Below are 14,635 nucleotides of genomic sequence, written 5' to 3'. Positions count from 1 at the left end.
TTTTCTTCCAATATCACCTTATTTATTTTCTTTAACGTATCCGTCATTTGTTCTAAAGCATTTATATCGATTTTAGAAAAATACTTCTCAATTAATACATCATCTAACTTAGACAACTGCTCCATATACTTACTACCGTTCGGACCAAGTGTAAGGAAATACTCCCTTTTATTATTAGGATTTACTTGTTTTGAAATCATCTTCTGCTTTTCCAATTTCGATAAAACTTGGCTCACAGCGCTTTTCGATATATTAAAAGTAGTCGCGATGTGATTTGCTGTCGTGTTTTCATTTAAATTAATATGAAATAACATGCTCTCTTGCTGCCCAGTAAGACCATACTCGTCCTTTAAATCTTGAAATAGTAAAATGTAAAATTCAGTGTAGGCTCGGTTCATTTCATTAATTATTTCTTTATACGTTCTAGTCATAGCACTCTTCCTCCATGCTGTTATTTCGGTTTTATTCAAATAGTTAAGTTTACTTAACTTAACTATATTATACCGTTATGTTTGTGTAAAGGGAAATCAATTTCCATACTTTAAAAAAGAAGACATCCATTAAGATGTCTCCTTCTCATACGTAAAGCTCTAAACTTTCACTATTCTTCTCAATTACATCTTTATACAAGCAAAAGTGTTTCTCTCACCTCAACTTATATATTAGACAATATATAAGTTTTATGTTGTAAACTACTAACCGTTAATCAACTGTTGCTTAAATTCCTCTAAAACTCTCTTTCTCTCTTCATAATCTTCCGTATCGGCTTCTTCCCAAAGCTCAAGGTCAGCCCCACGTTCAATTAATGCAATCGCCTTGTTACGAACTTCTTCTTGAAGACAGCCTTTCTCCAATTGTATTGCCGCAAGACCAATGTATACTAAAGACATTTCTTCTAACTCTTCCTCTATATCAAACTCATCTACATACTCTTCTAAAATGAGCTTAGTTGCTTCTTCCGCACTATTATCCTCTTCTATATACTCAATAAATTGATCTTTCACATCACAAGTCGTGTCATCATCAAATAATCCAGTTCCCCAAGCGCCCATATGCTACAGCTCCTTCTTTGTGCTTTTTTCATTTCTATTTCAATCTTAAATATAATAAAAGTTCATTACAAGACTAGTTATATACATCGTTATATTTTACAATTACTATAGGTAATACATATTTTTCATTACATGTACCATTCTGAATAATCAAACACAATTATCAATAAAATTCCATATAGACCCAGTAATGGTTAAAATGTTATAATGAAATCACCCTACATAGTTACTCATATTTAACTTGAGGAACTAGCGTCTTATTAAGCAATGCGCATAAATCAAATAAAAAAGACACTATTTACAGTGTCTTTTTTATTTATATTCTCATAGAAAATATCTCTTTTATACACAAAATCTAGCAAATGAAAAAGGAGAATATCATATGGAGCATCCTCTAGCAAGAGAACTACGTAACATACGTATATGCCTTATCATCTTGATCATTGTCATTGCATTTTGGGATCGTGACAAACCTGTGGAAATCACTGATCATGATAGTGACCCTATCTTAAACACTAGCAATATGACCCAAATTGGCGATAATACATTTGCCTATAAAGACGAATCTAATCAAATTAAAATATTTAAGTTTAACCCAGATACAAATGAAATAAAGCTAATAAAAGAATTTTACGCTAACGAATATTAATGAAATAAATGGGACAGAAGGCACCTCAAGGTGTCTTTTTTTTATTTTCAAAAGGACCTGCTCACATTCAGGCGTCAAACATAAAGTATATAGAATCCGTTAAAACGCATGAGTGATCCTTTGTTTTCTCCCTCTTATTTAAAGGAGGAACTATTATGGGCTTTGGTGGTAGTTGTGGAGGCTGTGGCTTCGCTGGAGGCTTTGCTTTATTAGTTGTATTGTTTATTTTATTAATCATCGTTGGCGCTGCTTGCTTCTGCTAAACAAACTATTGGAAAAGACACTCTTATATGGGTGTCTTTTCTTTATAAACTAAAAAAGTATGAGAATCCGATCCTTTAGCCATAATTACGACTAAAGGCTTTTTTGTATATAACTAAAAAGGAGCTGACTGTATGGAACATAATAAAAATGGAATCCTTGCTTTAATCGTTTTATTTGTAGGACTAGCATTTTTTGTTATCGGTATGGTTTATCATTTATGGGGCACGGTTTAAGAAAAAAAGTACTCATATGAGTACTTTTTTCTTAAGATTTCATGTAAAACCATTCTAAACTTACTTACATGCATACAATTATCAATGACGGTTATATAACCGATAAGATTATAGATTATCAATTTAGCAATCTACATTTATATGATTAGGAAAGGAGCTAAAAACTAAAAATGTTAGAAATCATTTTTGTTGCTGTATTACTTTTGTCTAGCATCCAACTTATCTTTATCAAGCGTGGGTTGACGAAAAAGAATGTATTCATCTTAATAATAAATTACATATTCTTATTAGCCACCATCGTATTAATTGGCGCAAACTGGCGTATGATACCTGCTTATTTCTTATTGTTCATTTTAACATTACAAGTTTTTTTGAAACCAAAAACTACAGCTGTTTCTAAAAAGTTAGTGATGAAAATTTTAAAAGGGGTAGGAATTATCGTAACTGCTATCGCAATGTTCACGTTACCTTTACTTTTCCCGATCATAACACTCCCAGAGCCTACAGGAAAATATACAGTAGGAACGAAAGCTTTTCATTTAATTGATACAAATCGAAAAGAAACCATTGTACCCAGTAGTCATGGAAATCGTGAACTAATGATACAAGTGTACTATCCTGCCGAAAAAGGATCTGGGAAACCTTCTGCCTACTTTGAGAACATAGACGCCCTCGCTGAACAATTGGCTGTAACAAAAGGTGCTCCATATATCGTAACAACACATTTAGGTCTGACAAAAACACATTCTTATCAAGATGCTAAGCCACTTCAAGTTAAAGAAAAATTCCCACTCCTTTTATTCGGCCATGGAATGGAATTATACGGACAACAAAATACATTCCAGTTAGAAGAATTAGCTAGTCAAGGTTATGTAGTAATCGCCCTTAATTTCACAGGATACGCAGCAACAACAATTTTCCCTAACGGAAAACGTATAGATTCCGTACCAATTGAATTTACACCTAACGCTTTAAATAACATGGTTCGAAATTGGGAACAAGATACTACTTTTATTTTAAATGAAGTAATAAAAGGCAATTTTGATAAAAACTTTACAGCCATTGCAAATTTAATTGACGATGACAAAATTGGCATGTTTGGTCACTCTTATGGAGGAGCAACTGCCGCGCAAATGTTAGTAAAGGATAACCGTATTAAAGCTGCGATTGATATGGATGGTGGATTGTATGGCGATCCAATGCCTAAAGACGGCCCTCAAAAACCATTCATGTTGATGAATGCTGAAGCTACCATTCAGTATATGAAAGAAGCGGAGAATCAAAAGACAGATGGAATCCAAGATGAATTGTTTGAAATATCCTATTTAAGAAATAAAACCATTGAAAAACCTGGCGCGTACACAGTTGTACTTCCAAAAACAAATCATAATAGTTTTACAGATTTAGCAGCATTTTCACCTATTATTAACGAACCCGGTGAAGATGTATCCGCAAATTATACACTCATTAATAAACTAGTAACTAGCTTCTTCGATCAAACTTTAAAAGGGATAAACGAAAATCATTTAGAAGAAATTCAGAAGCAATATCCTGAGCTTCACCTTATTAAACACTAATAACCATTTCTCTATTTATGGAGCCCCTCCTTATGTTTGAGGGGTTTCTGTTTTAACACAATTATAAAAAAGACCCCATCAATAAGAGTAAATGAATTAAAACAAATAACAGACAGCTAAAATATACAAGAATAACATTATACAATCTATATATATGTAATATTACATAAAAATTTTTACTATTACATGCTATACTAAAACAGGAGTCGACAATTGTTATTTTCTTCTTAGTTTTAAAGCAATATGGATATATACCTTCTTATCGCATTTGGATTGTACAAGCAAAAGAAGACATCTTAATGGATGTCTTCTTTTCTTATATTTTTATGAATTCCTTTGAGCAGATGCTCTCCAAGCACGAAAAGATGTTGGGTGTCCAGAATGAGCTCTTTGCTTTGCAGCAGCAACAGCTGGTTTTTCTTCAATAGTCTTTGGTTTTGCTTCCACAATCGCTGATTTTTCTTCAAGAATAGTCACAGCTGTTTGTATCTTTCCTAACTGCTCTTTTAAAGCTTGCTGCTCAATTTTTAAATCGGTAAGTAATCGTAAAATCATTTCAGAATTGGCCATAAAGATCCTCCTTCCCCCAATGCACAGAATAAAATAGAATATGTCATCAACGGAATAGCGGTGACAAAAATAAGGTCGTCAACTCCCTTAAAATCTAAGCACCTTTATTTTTCAAAAGGACCTGCTCAAGATTATCCGTAAAAACATAAAGTAAATTAAATCCATTAATTAATGGTCTTTATGGAAGGAGGAGTTAATATGGGCTATGGAGGTAGTTGTGGTGGAGGCTGCGGTTTCGGCGGCGGATTCGCTTTACTAGTTGTACTCTTTATCTTATTAATCATCGTTGGCGCTAGCTGTTGGGGCGGCGGATTCGGCTGCTAAGGGGAGGCACTCTTGAGAGTGTCTTTTTTTATGTCTTAATATGTGAGATTTCCGTTCTTCTTTCCCTTTCAATTTATTAGTTCCATAGGCTTTATCCGAAAATAACAATGAGATTGTGCCCCATTTTCACATACATCTCGACTGTAATCAAAATTCATATTATTACAATTAGGATTGTACAAATCTAAAAAAAAACGCCCGATCATGAGCCTTCACTTTATTTTCAAAAGGACCTGCTCAGCTTCATACGTAAAAACATAAAGTAAATAGAATCCGTTAAAACACATGAATGCCCCCTTGTTTTTGTCCTCTACTCTAAAGGAGGAACTATTTATGGGATATGGTGGTAGCTGCGGCGAAGGCTGTGGTTTTGCTGGAGGCTTTGCTCTATTAGTTGTATTATTTATTTTATTAATCATCGTTGGAGCTTCTTGCTTCTGCTAACAAACTATTAGAAAGGACACTCTTATATGAGTGTCCTTTCTTCATAAAAAACATCCGCATATAGTGAAACTCTAATCAACGAGGATCTTAATATACACTAGAGATATAGCTATGAGATTCTAAAGCGAAACTTTAATCTCTTTTAACTTCTCTAACTCCCGCTTCACTTCTTCTTGCAAATTTTGGTCTAACAATTCTTGTTGATTAGGAGCCTTCAAATTATAAAAATAGCTACTAGCAGCTGTTTCTGCTTCTAATTTTTGCACATACGATTCAATGCGGGCAAATCCTTTCGCTGTACTTTCTGTATGGAAAGAATCAATTGCTGCATTGCTCTCTTTTATTGCTCTCGCTGCATTTAATCGCGAAACGAGAACAAGTTCTTTATATTGTAGCTCTTCATATTTCTCTTGCAATTTGTCAATCTGTTCATACAGTTTCGCCGTTTGCTCTTTCGTTACTTCATACTGCTTGCGATACAGTTCTGCTTTTTTCTCATTTGAAATTTTTTCTTGCAGGGCTAACTGCGCCATATGATCTTCTCCGCGTGATACTGCGAGTTCAGCTTGACGAGTTCTCTTCGCGATAAGAGCATCCGTCTCTGAAATTAATGCTTTATATTTATTTTCTAAATAATATTGGTGAGAGAGTGCTTTTTGAGCTTTCGTAATTTGCTTTTCTGTTTCACGAAGATACTGCTTCAACATGCTCACGGGATTTTCCAGTTTATCTAACGTTTCATGCACATCCGCCACTACAATATTTTTAATACGTTTTAAAATACCCATTATTACTTCTCCTCCTTACGAATATTGCGTTCCCATTGATCTAAAATATCTATCTGTTTTTGCATTTGGAAATCGCTGTATAACTCTATATCAGTTGCCACTCTTTTTTCTTTAAACTTTTTATATGCCCAAACAATCGCTGCAACAAATGCAAGCATCGGAAGGACTGGTAATACACCAATAACCAGGAGCACTATGCCTGTCCACTTTTTAACCATATTCCCTTCAGACTTACGAATCATAAACCAGCCGAAAAGAACAAATCCAAACGCTAACAAGAATGGTATAAAGAATAAACCATCAAACTCTTTTTCAAAATGTTTTTCATGATGATTTAGTCGCTCAAAGTGATGAAACTTCTCTTTTTGAGCAACGAAATCTTCCCTTTCTTTATCGTGAGAAACAGTATACGCCGCCTGCTTATGCTTCTCATGTTCCCCCCTATCAAACTTCATACTATGTAATCCAAACAATAGGAATGCCAGAAGTAACGGAAGGACCAAAATCCATTTTAACCAACGCATTTTTTTACGCTTATTCTTTTTCATCTGTTCACCACCATCTATCATTCGTTTTTGAAAGAAGTATAAGATGTATTACCTCCCTTTATCTTTAATACATATGATTGTAAAACTTAGACGTGAGGAGGCGATGAAAGGAAAATGATGAATGTATGAGAAATATATAAGAAATTTCTCATACATGATAGAGAAAAAACCGTCGATAAATTTAAGTTACAAATATTCAGAATTAATATTAAAATAAACAATGGGGATAGGGGTATGGGATTAAAAATTATACATAACGAGGGAATAGAAATGAAACTACAATTAAAAGCGGATTTAGGGCTACTACTAGTTACATTCTTTTGGGGTGCATCCATCTTACTTACAAAGGTTGGACTTGAAGGCATAGAAGAATACAACTTAATCGCATTACGATTTATTATCGCCTTTCTTTTATCAGGTTTAATATTTTACAAACATTTATTCAAAATCGATTTTAAAACGGTAAAATATGCATTTATACTCGCTTCTGTTTTATTTATCGTTTACATTTTCGCGACTTTCGGCACGAAGTATACGAGTGTTTCTAATGCCGGTTTCTTACTATGTCTCACAGTCATCTTCATTCCGATCTTATCAGCTATATTTTTAAAACATATTCCAGAACAGAAAGTTATAGTGGGAATTATTTTAACGATAATAGGAATCGGCTTATTAACATTAACGAGTGAATTCAAAATCGGTAACGGTGACATATTTTGCATACTGTCTGCCTTATTTTATGCGATTCACGTCATCATTACTGGCAGCGTAACGAAACATGTGAACTCCATTGCACTTGGAGTAGTGCAACTTGGTTTCGTCGGCCTATTTAGTCTTATTTTTTCATTCATAATAGAAACGCCAAAGCTTCCTAGCACAATCAACTCATGGCTCATCATCTTAGCCTTAAGCATATTTTGCACAGCAGTCGCATTCATCGTGCAAGTTATCGCCCAGCAATACACGACGCCTACACATACCGGACTTATTTTTTCATTAGAACCTGTCTTTTCCGCAGGCTTCGCTTTCGTTTTCACAGGTGAAACACTTACAGGAAAAGGCTACTTAGGGGCGACACTTATATTAGTCAGTGTGTTGATTGCTGAGGTGGATTTGAAGAGTTTATTACGAGTTAATTATAAAAAGAATGTGGAATAGATAAACATACCCCGGGAAAATATTCATTACTATTATTTTCATTCTCTTGTAAATGAGACTTTTTTAGATGCTATCTTCGAATAAGATAGCATCTAAAAAATGTTAAAAAGAATTATTATATTTATGTAGCCTGCATACTACTGCACATAATCATACAGATTTTTCGCTAACAATAAACAAGTTACGGTAATGAAAAGAGCACGAACATACCCGCTTCCTTTTTTTATAGCAAATCTGGATCCGGCAATTCCTCCAGCAACTTGAGCAATTCCCATTATGAAGCCATACACATAGTTTACTTGCCCTACATACATAAACATGAACAATGCACCAACGTTACTTCCTAAATTAAGAAACTTCGCTGTACCTGCTGCTTTTAAAAAATCATACCCAATAAATAAAAGAGAAAACATTAAAAATGAACCTGTTCCAGGACCTAGAAATCCATCATAAAAACCAATAGCAAAAATAAAAAAGGTAAAAATAATGACGTGTCGACCAGACAATTTTTTATGAGTGGAAATACTTCCCCAATCCTTCTTGAATATTGTATAAATAGCGACCACACCAAGCATGATCAACATTAATGGCTTCAATACTTCTGGATTCATTAAATGAACGGTCCATGCCCCTACTATGGAACCTATGAAAGTGATTGGAAATAATTTAAACGCCGATTTCAAATCGAGATTACCAGAACGATAAAACACAATATTACTAGTGGCACTTCCCATTGTCGATGCTAGTTTATTTGTGGCTACTGCACTTGCTGGATTCAATCCTGTAAATAATAAAGCTGGTAAGGCGATTAATCCACCACCACCTACAACTGAATCAATAAATGCAGCTACAAATCCAAAAACAATCAAAATCATTAATACAGATGGGTCTAAATAAAAATCCATATTAGTAGCCTCCCCTTTAGTCACTATTGTAATAGTAACTATCAATTTGCTAAATGTAAAGAGTTATTGTAACGTTGAAATATAAAGTGAAACTTTAATCAGTGGGGGGTTTTGTTCATCCCCACTGATTATCAGCCCTCACCAATCGGGCTTTAACGGGCAGCCCGATCCCCACCTAACTTCTTTGCTTCCACTGAATTTTGAGGTGGGGGTCTTACTGCCCGTTAAAGCGGGATAAAAGCAAACATCGGAGGAAAAAAAGTGGACTACATAGTACAACAGCTTAAAAAAATTGGTTTTAATGAATATGAAGCTAAATCTTATGTATCTCTTGTGAAACAAGGGCCTGTCACAGCCTATCAAGTGAGTAAGGATTCGGGTGTCCCAAGAGCGCGAATTTATGAGATTTTAGGTAACCTTGTAGAAAAAGGAATTGTCATGAAAGAAGAAATAAATGACACCACCCGCTATTCACCTCTACCTGTTGAAATTTTTTTACAGAAGGCGCAATCAGAATGGCAGTCTACTTACGAAGGAATAAGTGATTCATTAAAGAAACTAGAAACTTCCGAAGAAAAAACGGATAATCGAGTCATTACTTTAAAAGACAATCAAACAATCATTAGCTATTGTCAAACATTAATAAAAAAAGCCGAAAAACGTATTGTCATTTCGATGTGGGATGAGATGTATGAAGCGTTAAAAGAGGATCTAGCTGAGGTAGCTGATAAAGTTTCAGTACAAGGTATTACCTTACATGTTGAAAATCCTATTAAAAATCTAGAAGCCCATCGTATCACACCCTATACAGAAACTCGCTCTACAGAACATTGGTTTATTTTATCAATAGATTCTAAAGAGATGATTTACGGCCCATCACTTGAAGAGCGTAATATTGCTTTTTATACAGATGACCCCGTTCATATATACTTATTAGAAGATTATATATGGCATGATGTTTTAGTAAATCGCCTTGTCCGACGTAGCCAAGATGACTTGGAGCAATGGATTACTGCAGAGAGAAGAGCTTTCTTTATGGAGAAATAAGAAACATATTCAAAAAATAAAGCATAAGTGAATACAATGGAAAACTTATGCTTTATTTTATATGCAAAGTAATACTCAAATCTTTTCACTATTTCCCCTCCACAAACCGCCCAAACTCCTTCAAAAACCTCAGCTTAAAACTACCAACAGGCCCATTCCGATGCTTCGCCACATGAATCTCCGTTATCTCTTTTTGCACCGTTTCCTTATCGTAATAATCTTCGCGATACATAAGCATAATGACATCCGCATCTTGCTCAATTTGTCCCGTCTCTCTTAAATCAGATAAAAGAGGGCGCTTATCTTGACGCGACTCTACTAAACGAGACAATTGCGATAATGCTACTACACAAACATTTAATTCCCGCGCTAATAACTTAAGCTTACGAGAAATCTCACTAATCTCTTGAAATCGATTGCCCTTATGCTTTGGATCTCCCGTAATAAGCTGCAAGTAATCTACAATGACTAAAACCTTCTTATCACCATGCTTCCTCTTTAACTTACGAGTTTGCATCCAAATATCTTGCACCGTAACCCCTGCATTGTCGTAAATCTCAAGAGGTAACTCACCAATCTCCGCAAACGCCTTACTCACCCGTTCCCAGTCTTCCATCGCAAAACGGTACTTCGGATTTTTCAGCCTATCTCCTGACACTTCCCCTACGCAAGACGCCAGCCGTTTTAACAATTGCTTACTACTCATCTCTAACGAAAACAATCCAACCGTCGCTCCAGACTTTGCCGCATGCAGTCCAACATTTAGCGCAAACGCAGTCTTCCCCATAGAAGGCCGCGCACCAAGAACGACAAAATCACCTTCCTGCAATCCGCACGTCATTTTATTTAACGATGTATAACCAGTCTCAATACCAGTAATCTCTTTCGCATCTTGATGAAGCTCTTCATATAAATCAACTAGCGCATCCTTCAAATCAAACTCACATACACAGTCCTTCTCCTCTAACTCACAAAGTGCCGTAATCGTCTCACCAATAATCTTCTCACTCTTCTCCGCAATAAGACGCTCTCCCATCTTGTGCCCAAGAACACCCGCCTGATACATTTTCCAGGCACCTCGAACAAGCCCCTCATAATACGAGAAGTTGCTAGTAGTAGGCACACCATCCATTAACCCTATAAAATACTCCAGTCCCCCGATCCCCTTCAAAAACTTCGGGTCCACTCTAGAAGTGAACGTCACAAGATCAATCGGTTGCCCCTCTCCTTCCATTTTTCGCATTAACTGAAATATAGACTTATGCACCGGCATCGAAAAATACTGCTCCGTCAAACGGCACTCCTTAATAAGCTCTCCATCCAGTAGTAGAGAACCTAGCACCGTCTTTTCCGCCTCCACATTTTGAATACTCATGGCCGCCACCCGCGTTCCGCTAAAAAGCGCTGCAACTCTTCCTCAGATGGCGTATTCTTCTCCCACTCCTCACACCTCGCCAAAAACTCCTCCGTCTCCCCCTTACTAACAGACGAATCCTTCTTCCTAAAGCTCGCCGTATCCGCCTCAACCTCACATACTTTCGTAAATCCTTTCCCGTGCCACCCTCTCAAAATCCCCTTCACATAAGCAACCGTCCGCTTATTATTCTCAAACGCAATTTGAAGAGCCTTCAGCACAAGCTCCTCTGACAAATCTTCCATCCACGCACTCAGTTCCTCCACCGCAAACGGAGACAAACTACCAAAATGTTGCTCATAAAAGGAAAACACACGACTTCCCGTTTCTTCCTCTATAACCTCTTCTTCCTCTGTCTCCTCACAAACTGGATCAACATCATCCACAGCCAAATCACTCGGCATACCGAAATGCGCTAAAAGCATCGGAACATTCAGCTCCTCCTCTACGCACTTCTGAAGAAACATATGTACAAACTCCTTATTCTTCACACCCTTAAGCTCACGAAGCACACACTTCTCCACATTCGTATTTGTCACCGGATTATAACGAAGCCAATTTAAAACGAATAACTCCCGTGTATCCGCATCATAAAGAATCTTCCCATAATCAACAAAGCGCTGTACAAGCTTATCAACAGTCTCCCGATTATAACCAGTCTCCATCTCAGCTAACCGCTTCGGAAAAGGAAAAATCCCACACTGCGTCGTCTTCGAACAAGTTAACAAATACACATAAAAATACCGCTCCTCCGGCGTCAAATCCAAAACAAAATCATCCTGCCAAAAATTCACCTGCACAGTACGATACACCGCCATCCTAATTCCTCCCGTCCTAATTCAAAAATGAAAATTTCCTCTTTGTACTATATATAGGAAGGAGGGCCGGGTTTTTGGCGTGTTATTTCAAAATTTTTTTCGACTCCTACTACGGTGTTTGTTGGTGTTTTTGTTTTGTTATGTTTTTTCTTAGTGATTTATTACTTGGTAGGGGCTTGTAAGGGGCTTAGGAGGGGTTAGTTATCGGTTACTTCGATTAGGAATACCCGATCTGAAAAGCCGCCTCGTTCTTCTGCTTTCTTTTTTCGGATGTTGTTGATTTCTTCTAGTGTTGTGCCTTCGTGTTCGGCTAGGGCGTTTATTAGTTCTAGTAGGTCGGATAGTTCTTCTAGTTTATGTTCTTTTGTTGTTGCTTCTAGGTATTCAGTTAGTTCTTCTTCTGTTTTCTTGCAGATTTCTTTTATGTATTCTTCTTCAGGTAGGATTCTTGTTGTGGGTGTTTTTCCGTTGGATTTTATGATTTGTGGGATTTTGTTTCGGATTAGTTTGTTGTAGGTTGGCATGGGATTTCCCTCCGTTTGGTTTTTCTTCTATTATAATGGAAAAGCAGTTTAACTAGGTGTTAAACTGCTTCATTGCTTCTTTTATATATTTTTCTTCTCCGGTTGTGAAGAGGGTTGGAAATTCGGATAGTGGGAGGTTTGATTTTTGGATTATATCTTCTATATCACTTTGAGGTGTATCAAGATAGTTCGTCACCTCTTCTATTACATTGAAAAATTCCTTCAAGGTAACTTGAACTTCAGGATGACTCGGATCCTTCTCTTCTACCTTACACTTTTTCAGCTTCCCTATCACATCCATAAATCGCTGATCAAACTCTTCTTTTAGTTCCTTATTATTATAAAACGCTTGAACACTATCCGTTGAAAAGTGTTCCTCTAACCATTCCTTATTTTCATTCTCCCATATAAAAGTTTGCAGGAACGAAGAAAACAAAGCAACATCCACTCGTTCTTCCTTTTGAAACTTCTTCGTCATCTCATCCATATGCGAAAGTACCTTTGTAATTCTTTCTTGCTCTGCCAGAAGCACTTCTCTTTGAAAATACATCTGTCTTAAAAAGTCTTCTGTCTTAATATCACGCTGCAATATAATATTTTGAATTTCCCCAAGCGAAAAACCGAGATGCTTAAACGACTGAATTTGCTGCAACACATACAAATCATCTTTCGTATATAACCGATGCCCACCCTCAGTATAATCGCTCGGCTTTAATAAATTAATCTTGTCATAATAACGAAGCGTCCGCACCGTAACATCCCCAACACTTGCAAACTCACTAATCATCCACGCCATATCATCACCTACTCCGATAACTTCTCTTTCACATACTGAATCATATGAGAAAAATTCATCTCATTCTGCCGATAATATTGAAACAAACCTACAACAAGTAATAAAAAAGGAACATTCCCTCTATAACGATTTTCATACTCACTAATACCATCATAAAAGTACTCATACTTTCTTTTTCGTAAAACAATATAAATCGCAATAAACAACACTGCAATCATAACGAAAAATCGCTTTCCCCTTATTTCCACTTCTTGTTTCATCACCTATTCTCCTTCCACCGCATACTTATCTTCTTTAAATAACGGTATTCGAATGAAATAGCGATATGGCTCATCTCGTATTACTTTCCACGCGACAATAATCACTTGAACTACCTCAAAAGCAAATACAATCCAAAGTAAAACATCACTAATACGCGAGCTAATATTAAATAGAAGAAAGATTAACAAGTGAAAGTTGAACACCTTTCGGCAATGGTATTTGTATACTTCATTTTTCCTTGCCAGCATGATGTACATGAGTAATGGTGAAAAGATTCCTATTATGGCTGAGAGCAGTAGCATGATGATGGTTTTTCTTTTTTCTTTTTTGGTGGTTTTCATGAGTGGTTTGGTCCCCCTTTTTGATTTGTCTTCTTTAGGTTAGGGGGTGACGTTGGGGGAGGTGCAAGGGGAATATATAGAAAAATTTAACTAACACCAATTTTTTGGTATTTTTTCTGAATAATGGTAAATATATTTATTAATGATCTTTCTTATTTTCATGTTAGGCTAATTCTATAAATGTACTTGAGGAGCGAAAATAGTATGAAAGTATTTAAAATGTTACTAGTCATAGGCATTGCTTTAATGATGTTAGCAGGCTGCGGAGATACAGAACAGAAACCGAAAGAACCAACAGCACAAGAAAAGTACCAAGCGGAAAAGGCTGAGAAAGCCAAGAAAAAGAAAATTGTAGATGAGTATTTTGAAAAGTACAAGTTCTTGAAGGATGAAAAAGGTTCACCAGAATATCATTATGACACGCTAAAAAAAATAGCTGAGCAAGATGGGATGAACATGGAAGAGTATGCAGAATACCGCTTGGACTTAAACAGAAAAGCAAATGAAGCTGAGAGAAATCATAGAGAGCAAGAACGCTCACAAAATGGATTAACTAAAGATAAATGTGAAACGGCTCAATCTACCGAAACATTACTTCAAGAGGGCGTATTAAGTGGACAAAATGATAGAAACACTTCTAGGCAGTATTTAGAGGCTGTAGAAATAGTTGAAATGTGTAAGAAGAAAGGTTTATTAAATGAATAATTTATTTATGATAATTAGTATATTAGGAGGATTAACCTCCCTTATCCTTACAGCAGGCCTTTTAATCTCTTTATTTGTGAAGCGTTTAAAACCAAGTAGAAAAAATTAACAATTGCTTTAGTTACATCCGTTATTCTTTGTGTAGTTGGTGGTGCGCTTTATGATATAAGCCCAGAAGATAAGGCCAGAATGGCACAAGAAGCTGAGGCTAAGAAAG

Annotated in this window: 20 protein-coding genes; 8 read left to right on the top strand and 12 right to left on the bottom strand. The window is 36.2% G+C overall.

Annotated features, from left to right (window positions below):
• Both MR083_RS24025 and MR083_RS24020 read right to left on the bottom strand, forming a co-directional pair.
• Nucleotides 1-431, bottom strand: a 431-nt coding sequence (locus MR083_RS24025; protein WP_242269939.1) for a MarR family winged helix-turn-helix transcriptional regulator, incomplete at its 3' end; no start/stop codon positions are given.
• Between the two features lie 264 nt (nucleotides 432-695).
• Nucleotides 696-1,052, bottom strand: coding sequence for a MarR family transcriptional regulator (locus MR083_RS24020; protein WP_242269938.1), 357 nt, complete (start codon nucleotides 1,050-1,052; stop codon nucleotides 696-698).
• Nucleotides 1,053-1,434: 382 nt separating this feature from the next.
• On the opposite strand from MR083_RS24020, the gene MR083_RS24015 reads away from it, so the two are divergent.
• From MR083_RS24015 to MR083_RS24005, 3 genes are all read left to right on the top strand, one after another.
• Nucleotides 1,435-1,701 carry a YmzC family protein gene (locus tag MR083_RS24015; protein WP_000400943.1) on the top strand — a complete coding sequence of 89 codons (267 nt, stop codon included), beginning with the start codon at nucleotides 1,435-1,437 and terminating at the stop codon, nucleotides 1,699-1,701.
• A gap of 155 nt (nucleotides 1,702-1,856) precedes the next feature.
• Nucleotides 1,857-1,964, top strand: coding sequence for a YjcZ family sporulation protein (locus MR083_RS24010; RefSeq protein ID WP_000505670.1), 108 nt, complete (start codon nucleotides 1,857-1,859; stop codon nucleotides 1,962-1,964).
• A gap of 404 nt (nucleotides 1,965-2,368) precedes the next feature.
• Nucleotides 2,369-3,775, top strand: coding sequence for an alpha/beta hydrolase family protein (locus MR083_RS24005; RefSeq protein WP_242269937.1), 1,407 nt, complete (start codon nucleotides 2,369-2,371; stop codon nucleotides 3,773-3,775).
• 324 nt (nucleotides 3,776-4,099) lie between these two features.
• Here MR083_RS24005 and MR083_RS24000 read toward each other — a convergent pair whose 3' ends face one another.
• The gene (locus MR083_RS24000; RefSeq protein WP_073530613.1) at nucleotides 4,100-4,345 is read right to left on the bottom strand and encodes a hypothetical protein; all 246 of its coding nucleotides are present in this window, start codon (nucleotides 4,343-4,345) and stop codon (nucleotides 4,100-4,102) included.
• Between the two features lie 198 nt (nucleotides 4,346-4,543).
• Between MR083_RS24000 and MR083_RS23995 the strand changes: the two genes are divergently transcribed.
• The gene (locus MR083_RS23995) at nucleotides 4,544-4,669 is read left to right on the top strand and encodes a YjcZ family sporulation protein (protein ID WP_000540377.1); all 126 of its coding nucleotides are present in this window, start codon (nucleotides 4,544-4,546) and stop codon (nucleotides 4,667-4,669) included.
• 333 nt (nucleotides 4,670-5,002) lie between these two features.
• The gene (locus MR083_RS23990; protein WP_000540373.1) at nucleotides 5,003-5,113 is read left to right on the top strand and encodes a YjcZ family sporulation protein; all 111 of its coding nucleotides are present in this window, start codon (nucleotides 5,003-5,005) and stop codon (nucleotides 5,111-5,113) included.
• A 119-nt stretch (nucleotides 5,114-5,232) separates the two neighbouring features.
• Here the strand turns inward: MR083_RS23990 and MR083_RS23985 are convergent, their stop codons facing one another.
• On the bottom strand, nucleotides 5,233-5,901 hold the full coding sequence (locus tag MR083_RS23985; RefSeq protein ID WP_000511930.1) for a PspA/IM30 family protein: 669 nt from the start codon (nucleotides 5,899-5,901) through the stop codon (nucleotides 5,233-5,235).
• A 2-nt stretch (nucleotides 5,902-5,903) separates the two neighbouring features.
• Nucleotides 5,904-6,449 (bottom strand): hypothetical protein, encoded by a 546-nt coding sequence (locus MR083_RS23980; protein ID WP_242269936.1) that lies wholly within the window; start codon nucleotides 6,447-6,449, stop codon nucleotides 5,904-5,906.
• A gap of 270 nt (nucleotides 6,450-6,719) precedes the next feature.
• Here MR083_RS23980 and MR083_RS23975 point away from each other — a divergent pair, with 270 nt between their 5' ends.
• Nucleotides 6,720-7,607 carry a DMT family transporter gene (locus MR083_RS23975; RefSeq protein ID WP_073530694.1) on the top strand — a complete coding sequence of 296 codons (888 nt, stop codon included), beginning with the start codon at nucleotides 6,720-6,722 and terminating at the stop codon, nucleotides 7,605-7,607.
• A 137-nt stretch (nucleotides 7,608-7,744) separates the two neighbouring features.
• On the opposite strand, the gene MR083_RS23970 is transcribed toward MR083_RS23975, so the two are convergent.
• Entirely contained in the window at nucleotides 7,745-8,512 is a 768-nt protein-coding gene (locus MR083_RS23970; RefSeq protein WP_242269935.1) for a TSUP family transporter, read from the bottom strand.
• A gap of 261 nt (nucleotides 8,513-8,773) precedes the next feature.
• Here MR083_RS23970 and MR083_RS23965 point away from each other — a divergent pair, with 261 nt between their 5' ends.
• A complete protein-coding gene (locus tag MR083_RS23965) occupies nucleotides 8,774-9,559 on the top strand; it encodes a TrmB family transcriptional regulator (RefSeq protein WP_000384593.1) in 786 nt (261 codons plus the stop codon).
• Between the two features lie 88 nt (nucleotides 9,560-9,647).
• On the opposite strand, the gene dnaB is transcribed toward MR083_RS23965, so the two are convergent.
• The 6 genes from dnaB to MR083_RS23935 form a co-directional block, all read right to left on the bottom strand.
• The gene (gene dnaB / locus MR083_RS23960) at nucleotides 9,648-10,934 is read right to left on the bottom strand and encodes a replicative DNA helicase (RefSeq protein WP_242269934.1); all 1,287 of its coding nucleotides are present in this window, start codon (nucleotides 10,932-10,934) and stop codon (nucleotides 9,648-9,650) included.
• Nucleotides 10,931-11,791 (bottom strand): DnaD domain-containing protein, encoded by an 861-nt coding sequence (locus tag MR083_RS23955; protein WP_242269933.1) that lies wholly within the window; start codon nucleotides 11,789-11,791, stop codon nucleotides 10,931-10,933. Before MR083_RS23955 ends, dnaB begins: the two co-directional genes overlap by 4 nt.
• A gap of 197 nt (nucleotides 11,792-11,988) precedes the next feature.
• Complete coding sequence (locus tag MR083_RS23950) at nucleotides 11,989-12,315, bottom strand: nucleoside triphosphate pyrophosphohydrolase (RefSeq protein ID WP_242269932.1); 327 nt, start codon at nucleotides 12,313-12,315, stop codon at nucleotides 11,989-11,991.
• A 52-nt stretch (nucleotides 12,316-12,367) separates the two neighbouring features.
• Nucleotides 12,368-13,111 carry a MerR family transcriptional regulator gene (locus MR083_RS23945; protein WP_242269931.1) on the bottom strand — a complete coding sequence of 248 codons (744 nt, stop codon included), beginning with the start codon at nucleotides 13,109-13,111 and terminating at the stop codon, nucleotides 12,368-12,370.
• A gap of 8 nt (nucleotides 13,112-13,119) precedes the next feature.
• Nucleotides 13,120-13,371: a hypothetical protein gene (locus MR083_RS23940; RefSeq protein ID WP_242269930.1), complete on the bottom strand. Its 252-nt coding sequence runs from the start codon at nucleotides 13,369-13,371 to the stop codon at nucleotides 13,120-13,122.
• 3 nt (nucleotides 13,372-13,374) lie between these two features.
• Entirely contained in the window at nucleotides 13,375-13,713 is a 339-nt protein-coding gene (locus MR083_RS23935; RefSeq protein WP_242269929.1) for a magnetosome magnetite crystal formation protein family, read from the bottom strand.
• Nucleotides 13,714-13,917: 204 nt separating this feature from the next.
• On the opposite strand from MR083_RS23935, the gene MR083_RS23930 reads away from it, so the two are divergent.
• Nucleotides 13,918-14,418, top strand: a complete 501-nt coding sequence (locus tag MR083_RS23930; RefSeq protein WP_242269928.1) for a hypothetical protein — start codon at nucleotides 13,918-13,920, stop codon at nucleotides 14,416-14,418.
• The last annotated feature ends 217 nt before the right edge of the window (nucleotides 14,419-14,635 follow it).

The organism is Bacillus cereus group sp. BfR-BA-01408 (assembly GCF_022663305.1).
Taxonomy (GTDB): Bacteria; Bacillota; Bacilli; order Bacillales; family Bacillaceae_G; genus Bacillus_A; species Bacillus_A pacificus.
This window is presented reverse-complemented; position numbering and strand designations above follow the sequence as displayed.